Consider the following 15,937-nt stretch of genomic DNA (forward strand, 5'->3'; position numbering starts at 1 on the left):
TGGAAACTCGTTCCCCACTCGTGCGGGAGACTGCCCAATCACAGGCGTTTCCCGCATGCCCACCGCCAGCGTGGGCATGGAACCAAAGCCCGTTCACGCCTTGGCCCGCTTCCATCAACGGACTGCTAGACGACGTAGCGCGGGACGCGGGCGGTCTCCTCGTCGGTTACGACGACATAGTCGCGATGGCCGCGAATGTGTGTCACGGGATAGTCATCGCCGGGTTCGCCAAAGAGGGCAAGCCGCAGCACCGTGTTCGCCCAATCGAGCGAAATACCGTTGCGACAATAGAGCCGGAGGCGCTCGGCACCCAGGAGTTGGCGCATGCCGAGGGTGATGCCCTTGCGGGGATGCCCCTCGAGGTTGCCGCCGATCTCCGAGCGGATGGCGTTGATGGTACGAGTGAAGTCGTTGAGCTCCACCAGCCGGGGGTTCGAGTCGCGCACCTCGGGCGCCGGTTCGTTGTAGGCCAAATGGCCGTGAATCCCGATGCCGCCGTAGGTCGTATCGACGCCGCCGACCGACTCGATAAGGCCCTCGAGTTCGTGCACGTTCCGGTGGTCGGGGAAGATGAGTTGCTCCGGGGGAATGGCGAACTCGGGCCGAACGCGACTCGTGAAGAGCTCGTTCAGCACGCCACGAAAACTGAGCGGATGCTCGGGTGGCAACACAATACCGTTCTCGTCGCACTGCTCGTCCATCATGAAAAACCAACACCGCTCGAGACCGATGCGCCGCTCGTTGATGAGTTCGGCGAGCAACGGATACTGCCCGGTGGGACCAACCGGCAGAATGAGGGAAGTCCGGCGCCCCCGGGCGTTGTTGACTTCGATCTCCGTCGCGATCGATGCGGCGAAGTGACGGTGCAACGCGTCGATATCGCGGCAAACGACGAGCCGCTCCCCCGCCCGACGTCGCATGTCGTCGGGGGACATCTCGAACAGCGTTCGGATCTCCTCTTTCCGCGTCACGATGGACACTCCCCACGGTGTTCAAGCTAGCAGACCGTTGATCTATTCAGTGCCGCCTGGGAACGGTTCTCGCGACCAATTTCCGTGCCGAGGAAATCTCGACGAATCCAACGGATTCGCCTGTTTCGACCTCCTCGTCCCCCACCAACTCGCTGTGCCTCGGGCCGACGATCAACTTTTGAGACGAAGCCTAGGGCTGCGTCAATCGCTAGACTTCGGGTTGTGAACCCACGATCACTTCTCACTAGCTGACCAGCGACCAGTACCACCCGAACTTGTGGATCAGACAAAGCACTAGACGAAGCGTGTCGTCCCGGGAACGGCGATCGGCCGGGTTTCGGGGGTGATCTTCCAGTCGTAACGCGGAAGGGCGTATTCCTCCTTCGAGTTCATCGCTTGATCCCACGTGATCCTTTTGCCGGTGTAGCTGGCCATGCGTCCGAGGATCGCCTGCATCGTGCTCTTGGCCATGTACTCGGTGTTGTTGATCGGCTTCCCGGCTCGGATTGCGGCGATCAGGTCGTCCTGTTCCTGCTGGTGCATGACGTTCCGCTTGCCTTTGAACTTCCACACGATCTCGCCGTCGTGGTTCCGAATCACGCCGCGGTCGATGTCGCAAATGCCGTTGGTCCCGACGACCTCCGTTCCCACGTCGTTGGTGCAACCGATCTGCTGGCGGCAGGTGTGGAAGTGCTTCAACCCATTCTCGTGTTCGTAGACGACGGTGTGATGATCGAAGATTGATCCGAGTTCATCCCCCTGACGAGCTTGTAGGCCGCCGAGCCCGACCGCGGCGAGCGGCGTCTCGTCGCGAATCGCCCAAGCCCCCTTGTCGATACTGTGAATGGCTTGCTCGACGATGTGGTCCCCGGAGAGCCAGGTGAACCAGTACCAATTGCGAAGCTGCTCCTCCATCGGTCCCCACGACGCGTCTTGCCGCATCGGCCAGGGCTTCCCCGGAGGGCTGGCGTTATAAACCGAATGGATCGCGACCACATGCCCGAGGTCGCCATTGTGGATCTTCTCGATCGCCGCGCGGGCGCGGTTGTCGTAGCGCCAACAGAGCCCCGAGACGACAACGAGGTCCTTCTCCTTGGCGACCTTGCCAGCCTCGAGGATGCCCTTCACCCCCGCCGCGTCGACGGCGACGGGCTTCTCCGCGAAAACGTGTTTGCCGGCCTCGACACATGCCTGCATGTGCTTCGGACGAAAGTGGGGCGGCGCGGCGAGCAACACCACGTCGACGTCGCTGTCGATCAATTGCTGGTAAGCGTCGAACCCCGTGTAGCAGCGATCCTTGGGCACCTCGGCCCGCGGAGCAATCTCCTTCATCCGGCCAAACAGAGAGTGGGTCGTTTCGATCTGATCGGGAAATGCGTCCGCAAGCGCCACCAACCGCGTCTGGGGATCGGCCTTCAGCGCCTGCACCGCGGCGCCACGCCCCCGACCGCCGCATCCGACGAGCCCAATCTTCAGCGTCTGGCTACCCGCGGCATGGACATTGGGGACGACTTGCGACCCCAAAGCGAGTCCAGCGCCGACGGCCGCGGCCGAGCGCCGCACAAAGCCTCGACGCGAATGACGCGAACGATCTTGCTCATTTCGCTCCGGCATGACATCTCCTCCTTCTTCAGTTCCAGTTCGTCCACCACGATGTCGGCCACGGGTTCCTCTCCGTCGGCTCGGGCCTCTCTAGGGCACCGTCCACTCGCGAGTGGAGTGGACTCAGCGCTTGACCAAGCCGAGCACCCGATCCATTCGGGCCGCGATGTCGGCGAGTCGGCGGCGATCTCCTCCGGGGACCTCGGCGGTCGCCCACCCGGAGGTGTACCCGATATCGACGAGGGCACGCCTCACGGCCGACCAGTCGCAATCCCCCTCGCCGATCTCGACGTTGAACCCTTTGCGCAGTCCTTCGCTCACCTGTTTGCGGCGACTGTATTCCTTGATGTCGAGCTTGACGACGCGATCACCCAGGATGCGAATCCACTGGTCCGGCCAACCGAAACGGACAACATTGCCGACGTCGAAGTAGGCACCCACCGAGGGGCTATCGAACTCGTCGAGGAATCGCGCCATCTCCAGCGGACTGAGCAGGAAGTTGTTCCAGACGTTCTCGACGAGTAGCTTGATCCCTTCGCGCTCGGCTTGGGGCAGCGCGGCACGAATGCGATCCTGCTGTTCCCGGTAGACCCGGTCGTAGGGGTGCTCCTGATCGACCCTTCCGGCCACGACCAAGACGCTCGTGGCTCCGTAGAACGCCGCGGTCTCAATGGCATACGCCAAGTCGGGCTTGCTGCTGTTCAAGAACCCGTGGATCGCGACGCCGGTGACCTCGCTCGCGCGCCGAGCCTCGTCGCGGTCGATCGTCGTCGTTACGTGAATCTCCGTTCCGTCGAAGCCGAGATCGGCGAGCAACCGGAACTTGTCGAGGACCGGCAAGTCCTCCTTGATCATGTGGTACTTGACCGCCTTCTTGATGCGGCCCGGTTCGCCCGACACGGACGCTCGCGTGTTCGGTGCGCCAAGGCTCCCGAGGAGGGCCGTCGCCGCGACTCCATGAAGAAACTCTCGACGGACGAGGTGACGCTTTTCACCTTCGACCGTCTCGAGCGCTTGGTGTGATTGGCGGGACTCGTTCGGCATGATCTCCCCCTGTCAACTAGAGAGCACGTCACTCATCGCGACCGGCTGGCCCCTGTCGACCGAACGCTGCGCGGCGAGACACATCGCCACCGACCACTTTCCGTCCTCACCGGTGGTCTGAAGCGGTCGCCCGTCGCGCGCCGCCTGGACGAGCATCTCCATCTGATCCTCGAGTTCGAAAACCTCGCCGGTGATCTTCTCGATCGGGATGTCCTGGACCTCGTCGCCCGAACCCGCTCTCAGGAAGAAATCGGGCCGGCGCGTTCGGTCCATCGCGCCGCTCCAGCCCGCCCACAGCGATCCCTTCGTTCCCGTGACCTTCACCGTCTGATGATGCTCGAACATCGACAAGGTCTGGGAGATCACCGCGTAGGCGCCTCCCGAGAACTGCATGATCGCGCTGAAATTGTCTTGAAGCTCGGGGTGATCGGGTTGCTTGGAACTCGCCGACGCGAAGATCGACTGAGGCTCTCCGTTCGACGACAGATACCAGCGTGCCAAGTCGAAGAAGTGGATCGGTTCCTCGAGAATCCAGTTGCCGACGCGGTCGATGTCGTAGCGCCAGCCGTCGGCGCCCACGCGATAAGGCTTGCGCGAAAGCTCGACCAACGCGTAGCGTGGGTCACCGAGAAAGCCGTCGTCGATCATCGTTTTGACTTGGCCCCAGAGGGACGAAAGCCGCAGTTCATGCCCGATCGCGAGAAGCACACCACGTTGCTTCGCCAAGCGAATCAACTCGTCGCAGTGCTCCACCGAGAGGCACATTGGCTTTTCGAGGAGCAGGTGTTTGCCGGATGAAAGGACCGCGGAGGCGATCTCGAAATGTAAGTAGCTCGGCACCACGATGTCGACGACATCGATGTCGTCACGCCCGACGATCTCCCCGAAGTTGGAGGTGACCGACGCCTCGGGATAGGCCGTTCGGGCGTCGGCGCACGTCGACTCCGAACGAGCGGCGATCGCGACGAGCTCCGCCCCCTCGGTCTTCGCGATGGCATTCGCATGGCACTTTCCCCAAGCGCCGAAGCCAATCAGTCCGAATCTCAATGAAGACATCACCACCTCAATCGAGTTCCTGCATCCCTTGGCATTGACGATCGCCCCGTGTGGCGGGCCTACGCCGGCGTTTCGTCCCAAGCCGCTTGGAAGATCTGCTCGCCCATGTCCGTGAACGGACTTCGAACACTCTCCTGGTAGACCGCGAGCCCCGCCGTGACGCAGTGAGCGCCCGCCACGGCGAGATCGCCCACTTGGCGCGGGTTGCGGATCGCGGCGCCGATGATCTCCGAGGAGTAGTCGTGTGTGTCGAGCATCGCCCGCACCTCGCCGATGAGCGTGTCGGGGGCCTCGCCGTACTGTTCCTTCCAGCCCACGAACGGACTGAGGAAGGTCGCGCCCGCGCGGGCGGCGTGCCAAGCCTGGGCCACGGTGAAGATCAAGGTCGCGTTGGTGCGGATGCCTCGGGACGACAATTCGCGGATCGCCCGAAAGCCGTGCTCGCTCGCCCCGACCTTAATGACGAAGTTCGGGGACAGCGTGCTCAGATCGGCTCCGGCGCTGACGATCTTTCTCCAGTCGAGCAGATGAGGATCGACCTCGACGCTCACCGGCTTGTCGGTTCCCGCGAACAGCTCGGCGATCTCGTCCAGCACGGCTCGAAACGATTTGCCCGATGCCTTGACGTGCTTGGGGTTGGTCGTGAGACCGTCGAGATCCCAAGACTCAAGGGCGTGGCGAATCTCGTCGGCTTTCGCGCTATCGAGGAACAGCTTCATCGAGTCATCCTCCTCCAGATCGCCATCGTGGCCGAGAGCCAAGTCGCATGACGCGAGCACGCTCGGGCGCTCGGTTTCAACGTTAAGGTTGGCGGCGTCCACATCTCATGGGCACTGACTGACAAGCCAGTGGCACCCTAGAACGCAGATGGACCAAAGCACTAGGCTCCGTCTCAAAAGTCGGCTCTGGCTTCGGCTGGCTACGTTGCCGCGGGACTTTGTCGGCCTGCATCGACGAATCCAACGGATTCGCCTGTTTCGACCTCCTCGTCCCCCACCAACTCGCTGTGCCTCGGGCCGACGATCAACTTTTGAGACGAAGCCTAGGCTTCGGCCGCGAACTCTCCGCGTTGACGTTCGAACTTCTCCTTGGCCCGACTCACCAGGATGCTTTCACTGACCGGAAACGTTCGGGCGAACCCCTGCCACGCGGCCCCGAGGGCTCCCGCGTAGCCGCCGAGCGTTCCGTCCTCCAGGTAGGCCGTCGCGAGAATCGTGGGCAAGGTGTACTGGCGGAATGTCCTCTCCATCTGTTGCCGAACCAAGGGCGAACAACCGGGAACCTCGCCGGCGAGGACCAGCTTCTCCGGAGCGAACAGGTTGGCGAGGCTCGCCGCCAGCATCCCCAAATGAGTCCCGAGCCGCTCGAGGGCCTCGCGACACCATTCGTCGCCTTCCCGCGCCGCCGCCACGATGTCCGCCAAGTCGACCCGATCACGTTCCTGCAAGAGACGCTTGCGAATGTCGGTTGGCTTTCGCGACTTCATCGCCTTGACCGTCGCGTCGACGAAACCGGTGGCGGAAACCAGATCGGTCGCGAGCCGTGGACCCTCCGGAGTGGGGAAGACCATGTAGCCAACCTCCCCCGCCATCGAGTGAGCGCCACTGTAGAGTTCCCCATTGACAACGATCCCCAGTCCGACACCGGAGCGGACCGCCAGACAAAGGAAGTTACGGATCCCTCGGCCGCTGCCACGAAGAAGCTCGCCGTACGCGACGGCGCGAATGTTATCCTCGACAAAGACCGGCGCCTCGACGACTTCCTGGAAGCGGTCGCGGATCGGGACTTGGTCGAAGTCGGGAAGCAAGCGGTAGTGAATGACCCGGCCCGCTTCGCAGTCGACTTGGCCGGGGGCGGCGACGCCGACCGAGAGCAGCGGCGCCTTGATCCGCGCCACCAACCGCTTGGCCAAGGCGACAATCCGCTTGAGCACCTTCTCCCGTGATACCTCGGCGGGGAACGCCAGTTCCTCTTGGGCGATGACATTTCCAGCGAAGTCGCACGCGACCGCCCGGGCCCGCAGGGCTTCGAAGTCGAGCCCCAGGAACGCGCCGTGCTCCGGGTTGATGAGCAGCGGCGCCCGTCCACGCGGAGCCGCGGCGGGATCGCCCTCGACAAGCAACCCCTCTCCTAGGAGCTCGTCGACGTAGTTTCCGACCATCGTGGCGTTGATGTTGAGTCGTCTCGCCAGATCGAAGCGCAAGCAGCCACCACTGCGGAAGACCTCGTTGAGGATCCCGTTCTTCTTGGCGGCCAGTTTGGTTTCGCGCGGTCGGGGGTGCATCGTGTCGCCCCACTCCTCCTAGTGCCTCGACGCGACTGTCGTTATGAAATAATAAACTCGGACGGAGACACATCCAGAGAAATCCTGGCAAGAATCAAACTTTTCCCTGGCTAGGGATCGACGCGCCCGCGACATGTTCCTGAAAACAGAACCGATGGATTTGATGACGGTCATCGTCCAGGACGAGATCGACGGACTCGCCCGCTCGCGGAGTTGGGTGGATGGGAAGGAGGAGCGTGGCGTGGAGGAGAGGATCGCGAGCAGTGGAGAAGTCCCCAGCGAACGATGCCGAGAGGCGTGGCGTCCCCATGGCCGACGGGGAGAATAGGCCGCGGGACCGCTACTCAAACGGCCGAGGGGCTTCGCAACAATGCACTGATACGCGACCGCAATTGCTGGGCGTCGAACGGCTTTTGGATGATCGGGATGTCGTCGTCCACCATCCCATCGCTGCCGAAGACCTCGTCGGTGTACCCCGACATGTAGAACACCCGAAGCGACGGAAAGAGCTGCAGGAGTCGCAAATAGAGCTGCCGCCCACTCATCTCCGGAAGGACCACGTCGCTCAGGAGAAGGTCGGGCTCTTGCTCCACGCACAACGCCAGCGCCTCGCTGGGCATTGACGCCGTCAAGACCGTCGCTCCCGACTCCTTGAGCATTCGCTCGGCAACCTCACGAACCGCCCCCTCGTCCTCCACAATCAAGATCGTCGTCCCGGCTAGCGAGATCTTCTCCGGCGAGGGTTCTTTCTCCGTCGCCGTCTCCGGCTCGTCGACGCGCGGGAAGATCACCTTGAATGTCGTTCCCTGTCCCGGAAGACTCGAGACGGTGATGTTGGCCCCGTGTTGCTTCACAATCCCGTAGACGGTCGCGAGCCCGAGTCCCGTTCCGCGCCCCTTCTCCTTGGACGTGAAGAACGGTTCGAAGATTCGCTTGGTTGTCTCCTCGTCCATTCCCACCCCGGTATCGCTCACGATGAGCTGAACCGATTGCCGCGTGATCTGGCGAGAGCCTGCGGGATCGCCGATCGTCTGCTCCAGCTTCTCCGTCACGATCTTGAGCATGCCGCCGTCGGGCATGGCGTCGCTCGCATTGACGGCGAGATTGACGACGACCTGGTGAAACTGTCCGGGATCGAACTTCACGTGGCCGACGTCCTCTCCCAGCGACATGCGGAGTTCGACGTTCTCGCGAATGAGCCGTCGCAAGAGTTTCGTCGACTCCTCGAGCACGTGGTTGGGTTTGATGACCTTCGGCTTGATGGTCTGCTTTCGGCTGAAAGCCAGCAATTGGCTCGTCAGCTCCGACGCGCGATCGGAGAGTTCCAACACTTGGTTCAGATCGTGCTGTTTCGCCTCGTTCGATTCCCCGCTGAGCAGCAGACGCGTGAAGCCGCTGATTCCGGTGAGCAGATTGTTGAAGTCGTGGGCGATCCCTCCCGCGAGACAGCCGACCGCTTCCATCTTTTGGGACTGCCTCAATTGCTCCTCCCGATCGCGGAGCATGTCGCGAAGCTGGGTCTCCTCCGTCACGTCGCGCTGGATGGCCATCCAGTTCATGACGATGCCATCGTTGTCGCGGATGGGCATGACGCGTAGTTCGTTGACGAACTCCGTGCCATCCTTGTGATAGTTGATCGTCACGCCTTGAAAGGTGTTACCTTCCTCCATCGTCTGCCGCAAGTTGGCGAGCAGGGACCGATCGGTCTTAGGCCCCTGAAGAATCCGGGGTGAGTTGCCGATGAGCTCCTCAGGACGATAGCCGGTCAGTTCCTGGGACGCCGCGTTCGCGTAGACGATCCTCGGCCCCGGAGCGTCCAGAAGGGCATCGGTGATCATGATGCTGTCCCGTGCCTGCCGGACTCCGAGTTCGATGAGCTGCAATTGCCTCGTCAGGTCGAGCCGCTTCATCGTCTGCGTGAGGTTGTGGGAGACGAAGTCGAGAAACTCGCCGTACTCCTCGCGGAACGCGTCTCGGTCAAACGAAGGGTCCTCGGACCACAAGACGACTCGGCCCTCTTTCTCTTCCTCGACGCGGAACGACTTCCGCATGACCTCGACGCCCGAAGGGGGCTCGCCATGCACCTTGTCGCCGACGTGAACGCTGACCTGAGGACGCGATCGGGCGGGAAACGCCCGTGGGACGACCCGGCAGACCGTCTCGCACACCTCATTCTTGTCTCCGTGGTACTCAAAGGCGTCGGCCAACTCCCAGAGCGTGGTCAGTTGCCGCACGCGCGATTGGAGGCTCCCGACAAGCGCCTCGCGTTCGATGCTGAAGTGAATCGTTCGCTCGAGCAGACGGTGCGCCAATCCGTCCTTCGGCAGGTAGTCCGCCGCGCCTGTATGGAGCGCCTTGAGATCGAGCTCCGAATCGCGCATTCCGGTGAGCAGGATGAAGGGCCCCGACTGGTCGCGTTCCCGAGCCTGGGCGATCAGTTCGAGCCCGGTGTCTCGACCAAGCTGAAAGTCGACCAGGTAGACATCGTGCTCTCTCCGGCAAATCCACTCGAGCGCCTCATCGACGTTCCGCACCCAGTCGAGGGTGAACACGGTCGAGACACTCTTGGACAGAAGCGCCCGCGTGATCGCGTAGTCATCCTCACAATCCTCGACCAAGAGCACGCGAAGAGTCGGCTTCATACGGTTGACCTCATCAATCTGCCGGCTGGGAATCGGGAGGGAGAGCGACGATATGGATCCAATACTGCTCGAAGCCCTTGATCACGTCGACCAGACTGTCGAATGTCACCGGCTTCGCGATGTAGGAGTTCACGCCAAGGTCGTAGGACTGCAACACGTCCTCATCGGCCTTGGAAGTGGTAAGGATGATCACCGGAATGCGTCGTAGGGAGGCGTCCGACTTGATCTCCGCCAACGCCTCGCGTCCATCCATGCGCGGCATGTTCAGATCCAGAAGGACCAGACCGGGGCGTTCCTTCGAGGTGTCGGCGAAGCGTCCCCGCTGGCGTAGACAGTCGAGCAACTCTTCTCCGTTGTCGACGATCTCGAGCGGATTGAGAATGCGAGCCTGCTCCCATGCTTTCTTCGCCATCAGTTGGTCATCGGGATCGTCTTCCGCCAGAAGAACGGTGATGGGCCTGCTACTGGTCACTCACGACTCTCCTCGTTCGACGGAGCGTGACGACGAAGGTCGCCCCCTGCCCAGCCACGCCCGATGTGGTGATCGTGCCACCGTGATACTCGGCGACGCGTTTGCAAATCGCCAACCCAATCCCCGAGCCACCGACCCCGGAGGCCTGGTCCAGACGATAGAACGCCCGAAAGAGCTTGTCGGCGTAGCGGTCGTCAAACCCGATGCCGTTGTCGCTAATACAGATTTTAACGACCTCCGCGGAGCCTTGTTGCTCGTCGGTCGCGTCGTGGATGCGGATCCGTGGCGTCCGCCCCGGCGCCTGGAACCGAATCGAATTCGCGACGAGGTTTTGAATCATGCGCCGCAGGAGGGTCGCATCGCCCGGAATCACCGGCAAGTCTTCGACCACGATCTCCGCCGAGGACTCGCGGATGTCCTCGGCAAGATCCTCGAGCGCCTTGGCCGCGGCGTCACCGAGGTCGACCGACTCGTAGGTCATTCGCTTTCGGGTGACCCGGGACAAGTCGAGCAAGTTGTCGACGAGCAAGTGCATGCGAACACACGAGCCTTGAATTCGATTGAGGTAGTCGCGCTCTTCCCCGTTGAGCCGATCGCCAGAACTTTCGACTAACAGGTCAATCAACGCTGAGATGCGCCGGACGGGAGCCTGGAGATCGTGCGACGCGACGTGGGTGAACTCTCGGAGCTCGTAGTTGGATCGCTCGAGTTCGCGGGCCACCTCGGCGAGAGCCGCCCGGGATTGCTCCAGTTCCGCGGTCCGCCGCCCCGATTCTTCCGGCGTCGGCAGCGCCATCGCTTGGGGAATCACTGGGATGAGTGCGAACACGGTGATGATCGACACGACCGCGGTGAAGAGCTTCAGCGCGCCGGCCATCCGATACATCGGCCACCAGAAGATGATCGCCTCCATCAAGTGGGTCATCCCACACGCCAGGATGAAGAGGCCGAACAGCAGGAAAATCCGCGGAAAGGGCAGAGTCCGACGGCGATAGACGAAGAAGGCCAAAGCGATCGGGATGGATACGTACGCGATGAAGATTGCCAGGTCGGAGAGAATGTGCGTCCATCCGAGGATGTTCGTCCAATTGCCGCAGTACCAACGCGGCGGCCATTGGCTTGTATCGAACAGTGCTGAAACTGACACGAGGAGCCTCACCCTTCCTCAGGTTGCGAATCGATGACCACGAAGCGTGGCCGGCCGAGCGGGCATTTTGGCGAACCATGCGTGGCGCGACGATGACCAGAACACGACGGGAAACCCAACCGCCTACGAGTCCATGTCGACCCACACTCGCGAGCAATGAAGCGAGACGCTCGCGAGGCGGCCATGGAAAAGGGTCCTGTCAGGCTTGGTCCGAATTGGCATCGTTCCCGAAGACGCAGGATTCCACCGGAATCCGATGTGCGTGAAGCGACTCGGCCTACCGATGCGTACCACGAGTCCGGGCGGGCGACAAAACTTGCTCGCCATCGTCAGGCATTCCCGGAGCAAGACTAGATCCGTCGAAGCGAAGCGCCTTCGGCGACTTGAGGGGTCGCCACATCATCCCTAACCTCGGACACCCGAGAAGAACCCCACCGAGTCAACGGAGAGCGGGTTGGGCGTTCCCATGCCGTGGCTGGAGCATGCTCTCTCCCCCGACCACACCGCTTCCATCGTCTCCCGCCTTCTGCTCCTTCCCCAACAACTCGAGGCGGAGGGTATCGCGATTCTCCTTCTCGTCCTCGAACACCACCCGACGAATCTCGCGGATCTGGTCGAGGGCTGCCTGGAAGGCGTCGACCACGCGCGGGTCGAATTGAGTTCCCGCGTGCTCGGCCAAGTAGGCGACGGCCGTGGGCTCGGGCATGGGCTCCTTGTAGGGTCGCCGGTGGATGAGGGCATCATAGACGTCCACGACGGAGACGATGCGAGCGCACTCGGGAATCTCATCTCCGGCCATCCCCAAAGGATACCCGGTACCGTCCCAGCGTTCATGATGGCAGCGTGCGATGGTACACGCCATCTGAACCATCGGGATGTCCGACTCGCCCAGCAACTCGGCGCCCAACCTCGTGTGCTGTTCCATCGTGGTTCGTTCTTCTGGAGTGAGCGGCCCGGGCTTGAGCAAGATGCCATCGGGGATTGCGATCTTGCCGACATCGTGCATCATGGCCGCGATCCGGATAATCTCGCAGTTATTCGCGTTCCAACCGAGCTCCGCGGCGATCACCGCGGAGAACTCCCCGATTCGACGAATGTGGGCTCCCGTCTCCTTGTCGCGATATGTGGAGGCGCAAATGAGGCGATGGGCGACCTCCCGTTCGCGAAGCAAAAGGTCGCGGGAGCGCCTGCGCAGCCGACTGGTCAAGGTGCGTTTCTGGGCTTTGAGTTCTCGCTCTTGCCGCAAGCGCCGAAGGGCCGAGTGGACCTCGGCGAAGAGAGCCACCTCGTTGAGTGGCTTGACGATATATCCGTAGCCGTTTCCTCGGAAGGTTCGGCGAACCGACTCTTTGTCCTCGACACCCGTCATTATCAGAAAGGCGCCATCGAAGCCGCGCCTTCGAGAGGCCTCCAGGAGATCGAGCCCCGATCCGCCCGGCATCCCGATATCGGAAATGACCAACGCGTACGGCTTGCTCGCCATCTTCTCCAGGGCGGCCTCGACACTGCACGCGGCATCGCAGTGGATCCCGTCCCGTTCAAGCCAACGCGCGATCAGTTCACAGATGAACGATTCGTCGTCGACGACTAACGCATGCGTCATGGCAACCCGTCCAAGCATCCGTGGCTCGCATTCAACATCCCGCGGCTGACGCTGCGGAAACAGTGAGAATGAACCCAAAGAGTTACTACCCCCCGAACTACGTCCGCAAGAGAACCGCTAGCACTGAAAGGTTAGCACAGAAACACTGAGCCGCTATGGTTCTTCGAAACCAGCTCGCTGTCGAAATCAGATGACCTCGCCGAGAACGTGGAGCTTCGACGAAAACCGAGGCGATCAAACCCAGGTAAATCGGTCGAAACGTCGTGGTTTCGTCGATGCAAGGACGCGTCGTGAGGGACGCTTGCGGCGGCGAGCGAATGAGCAGGAATGGCTACTCAGCCTTCACCTAAAATGTCCCGTTCTGTCCTCATACCCGACTCAGCAGGAGGCTACGAGCGACCCGACAACGTTCTCAACGGGAAAATTGGGCGTTTTTTTCCATTTTTCGTCCGTCGCGAACCTATTGTTTCACAGAGAATGACTGGGGTGCGCCAACCAGTTGTCTCCCGTTGCTGGCATGGCCGTCTATTTCAGCAGGACAGCAATCGCGCAACGCGGGCCGATTCGAGCCTCATCTCCCCGGTCGCTAGACATTGAAACGTCCGGCCCGCGGAAGCTAGAGGAGGAACTCAGCCAAGATCAAGGAGGAGACACGCGAGCGAGTCGGCCGGTGTGCCGGGGAACGGCGAGGCGGAGATCCGTCAAACCTGCCGAGCGCTTCCGGCTACGAGTCGCCCCAGGGCCCGGCAGAGCTTCCGCCAAGGACCGAGACATGGAAACAGATCCGAAAGTGCTGCTCCTGGTCAATCGTCCCGAACTGGCATCCGGTCTGAGCGCCGCCCTCGAGGCGCGTGCGATTCCGAGTTTGGTTCTCGACCATTCCGATGCACTCTATTCCTTCCTCAACAGTCGCTCCGTCGATGGCGTGGTGGTCGAAAACGAACTGCCAGGCTTTCTCACCGGAATCGAAATTCTCGACCGCATCTATCAGGATCTTCTTCGTCCCGAGACCATTCTGCTCGCGCCGCGCACCAACGAGATCCAGGAACGCGCCAACGACATCGGGATCGCCCACGTGATCGATCCCAGCACCTCCATTGAGGATCTGGCGAGCCACATCGAGTCGAGCCTGCTGCGCAGCGACACGCGCTGCGCTCGGCTGAAAACGGAAGCCCGACACATCGTTCGACGGGCGGGGGAGATTCCCGCCATGCCCCAAGTCCTCGTCCGCATCGCCGATCACCTCGACAGTGGTACTTCGTCGATCGAAGAGGTCATTCGAGACATCGCCATCGATCCCAAGGTCACCGCCGATCTCTTGAAGGTCGCCAATAGTCCCCGGTTCGGCGCCTCGCGAACCTTCACCAAACTGTTCGACGCGGTCAACTACCTCGGCGTGCATCGCTCGCTCTCCCTAATCGTCTCCCGCTCGATCGCGAGCGCCCAACGGCGCATGAGCCTGCATATCCCGTCGATCGAACGACTACGCTACAACCAGCGAAGCGTCCTGATCGCCTCGACCGCCGAAGTCTTCGCCGAGACATTCGAGGGGGTCTCCCCCGACACTGCCCACGTGGTGGGGCTGCTCCAAGACATCGGCATGCTCGTCCTCGCCAAGGTCTTCGGTCGCAAGTACATGTCCCTGCAATTGCGGGTGCGCGATGTGGGACACCTTCGTCTGGAAGTTCTCGAGAATGAGGCCTTCGGAGTCACCCATGCCGACGTCTCCGCCGCCCTGCTACAGATGTGGGACTTCCCCGTGTCGGTCGTCTCCTTGATCGGCCAGCACCATAGCGAGCGGATCGTCGGTCACGCCGCGACCGTTGACCAGACGGTCATCCATCTCATGCGCGTCGGCGAGGCGCTCGCGAATCTCGCCGATGGGCATACGCAGCAGCGATTCCCGATCTTGTCGAAGCTGCTCAGCAAGTATCCGAAGACCGAGGCTCTTTCCTCGATGCACAAGGCCATCAAAAGGGCCAAGGAGGCGAGCGAGCTCCTTTCGGTCAATGTCCCCAAGACGGATCCCGTCTCCTCGATCGTCTCCGGTCTCTCCGAGGAGATGCTCGACCAACGCGATGAGCAACCAATCGAGACCGTGCTCACGGTGCCCGAACGCGAGCCACCTGCGCCGCCTCCCCCAGCCGCTCCCCCCTCCATCACCGCCAACGTGATCTCCAAGCCCCAAGCGCCACCGGCAGCCGGAGGGAGTCAACTCCATTTTCTCGTCGTGGAGGACGATCAGTTCATCGCCCAAGTGATCGACCGCTGTCTCGAAGTCTATTCCGGGAAGGTCACCGCTTGTCAAACGATCGCGGAAGCCAAGCTCCACGCTCCCGCGGCGGACATCCTGTTCGTCGACGTTCACTTGGGTGGGGAGGATGGCATTCAGTTGATCGAACAACTTCGCCAGGAAGGGTGCAAGGCCCCCATCGTGGTCGTGAGCGGCGACCGCACGCGCAGTACCGTCGGCAACGCGCTACTCGTCGGCGCCAACGACTACGTGTTGAAACCGTTCACGGAAGAATCGATTCGCGAGAAGGTCGACCGGCACCTGGAATTGGTGCGCTAGCCCCTAACCAAGCGTACTCTTTGGAGGAAATTTCGTTGGCGGCATGAAAAACTCGAAATCCATAGGCGATTCTCGTCGTCCAATGAGTGAACAAGAATTCGCTGGAACCGAGCCACGGAGGGTTTTCGAGTGAACGCAGGGATACGACGGCAGATCAAGTGGAGCAAGAGGCGTATCGCCAAACGCTTGGACAAGAACAACGTCGAGGGATGCGAGCGGCCGATGTTCACCGCGCCCAACATCCAATACGAGATCGCGGAGCGAACCAGCGCCGTCTCGGCGGATGGCATCGGGCAACTGTTAACCCGCTTCGCTGATCGGAAGGGGGAGCGGTTGGTTTGGCACGTGGGAAGTGACGGCATCGAGGGCGTAGCGGAAGATGTTCAGGCCATTCTTCTGGCAGGTACTCATCGATCGCCTCGGCCAACGACGGAATGCGTCGCGGACTCCGATCGGGCGCCTTCCGCGTTCCGCCGCTAACGATGAAGTCACCGAGATCGACGCCGAATGGGGCGTCGAGTTTTCCGATCGTCAGGAGGTGTAT

The 15,937-nt window shown here is 61.8% G+C and carries 12 protein-coding genes and 1 pseudogene; 3 read left to right on the forward strand and 10 right to left on the reverse strand.

Annotation, left to right across the window (positions count from 1 at the left end; genetic code table 11):
* Positions 1–125: 125 nt before the first annotated feature.
* The 6 genes from Pan216_RS24850 to Pan216_RS24875 form a co-directional block, all read right to left on the reverse strand.
* Entirely contained in the window at positions 126–971 is an 846-nt protein-coding gene (locus Pan216_RS24850) for a 6-phosphogluconolactonase (protein WP_145262432.1), read from the reverse strand.
* Between the two features lie 294 nt (positions 972–1,265).
* Positions 1,266–2,585 (reverse strand): Gfo/Idh/MocA family protein, encoded by a 1,320-nt coding sequence (locus Pan216_RS24855; RefSeq protein WP_145262434.1) that lies wholly within the window; start codon positions 2,583–2,585, stop codon positions 1,266–1,268.
* 111 nt (positions 2,586–2,696) lie between these two features.
* Entirely contained in the window at positions 2,697–3,617 is a 921-nt protein-coding gene (locus Pan216_RS24860; RefSeq protein ID WP_419192962.1) for a sugar phosphate isomerase/epimerase family protein, read from the reverse strand.
* Positions 3,618–3,629: 12 nt separating this feature from the next.
* On the reverse strand, positions 3,630–4,673 hold the full coding sequence (locus Pan216_RS24865; protein ID WP_145262436.1) for a Gfo/Idh/MocA family protein: 1,044 nt from the start codon (positions 4,671–4,673) through the stop codon (positions 3,630–3,632).
* Positions 4,674–4,732: 59 nt separating this feature from the next.
* Positions 4,733–5,452 carry a transaldolase family protein gene (locus Pan216_RS24870; RefSeq protein WP_419192963.1) on the reverse strand — a complete coding sequence of 240 codons (720 nt, stop codon included), beginning with the start codon at positions 5,450–5,452 and terminating at the stop codon, positions 4,733–4,735.
* A gap of 263 nt (positions 5,453–5,715) precedes the next feature.
* Positions 5,716–6,957 (reverse strand): ROK family protein, encoded by a 1,242-nt coding sequence (locus tag Pan216_RS24875; RefSeq protein ID WP_145262438.1) that lies wholly within the window; start codon positions 6,955–6,957, stop codon positions 5,716–5,718.
* Between the two features lie 133 nt (positions 6,958–7,090).
* Here Pan216_RS24875 and Pan216_RS24880 point away from each other — a divergent pair, with 133 nt between their 5' ends.
* Positions 7,091–7,285: a hypothetical protein gene (locus Pan216_RS24880; protein ID WP_145262440.1), complete on the forward strand. Its 195-nt coding sequence runs from the start codon at positions 7,091–7,093 to the stop codon at positions 7,283–7,285.
* Positions 7,286–7,301: 16 nt separating this feature from the next.
* Here Pan216_RS24880 and Pan216_RS24885 read toward each other — a convergent pair whose 3' ends face one another.
* From Pan216_RS24885 to Pan216_RS24900, 4 genes are all read right to left on the reverse strand, one after another.
* Positions 7,302–9,599, reverse strand: coding sequence for a response regulator (locus Pan216_RS24885; RefSeq protein ID WP_145262442.1), 2,298 nt, complete (start codon positions 9,597–9,599; stop codon positions 7,302–7,304).
* Positions 9,600–9,612: 13 nt separating this feature from the next.
* Entirely contained in the window at positions 9,613–10,071 is a 459-nt protein-coding gene (locus Pan216_RS24890) for a response regulator (protein ID WP_145262444.1), read from the reverse strand.
* The gene (locus Pan216_RS24895) at positions 10,061–11,218 is read right to left on the reverse strand and encodes a sensor histidine kinase (RefSeq protein WP_145262446.1); all 1,158 of its coding nucleotides are present in this window, start codon (positions 11,216–11,218) and stop codon (positions 10,061–10,063) included. Before Pan216_RS24895 ends, Pan216_RS24890 begins: the two co-directional genes overlap by 11 nt.
* 439 nt (positions 11,219–11,657) lie before the next feature.
* Complete coding sequence (locus tag Pan216_RS24900) at positions 11,658–12,821, reverse strand: response regulator (protein ID WP_419192964.1); 1,164 nt, start codon at positions 12,819–12,821, stop codon at positions 11,658–11,660.
* Positions 12,822–13,593: 772 nt separating this feature from the next.
* Here Pan216_RS24900 and Pan216_RS24905 point away from each other — a divergent pair.
* Both Pan216_RS24905 and Pan216_RS28610 read left to right on the forward strand, forming a co-directional pair.
* A complete protein-coding gene (locus Pan216_RS24905; protein WP_419192965.1) occupies positions 13,594–15,393 on the forward strand; it encodes an HDOD domain-containing protein in 1,800 nt (599 codons plus the stop codon).
* Positions 15,394–15,522: 129 nt separating this feature from the next.
* Positions 15,523–15,687: pseudogene (locus Pan216_RS28610) on the forward strand (IS1380 family transposase); the annotation flags it as partial.
* Between the last annotated feature and the right edge of the window lie 250 nt (positions 15,688–15,937).

The sequence above is a fragment of the Kolteria novifilia genome (genome assembly GCA_007748055.1).
GTDB lineage: Bacteria > Planctomycetota > Planctomycetia > Kolteriales > Kolteriaceae > Kolteria > Kolteria novifilia.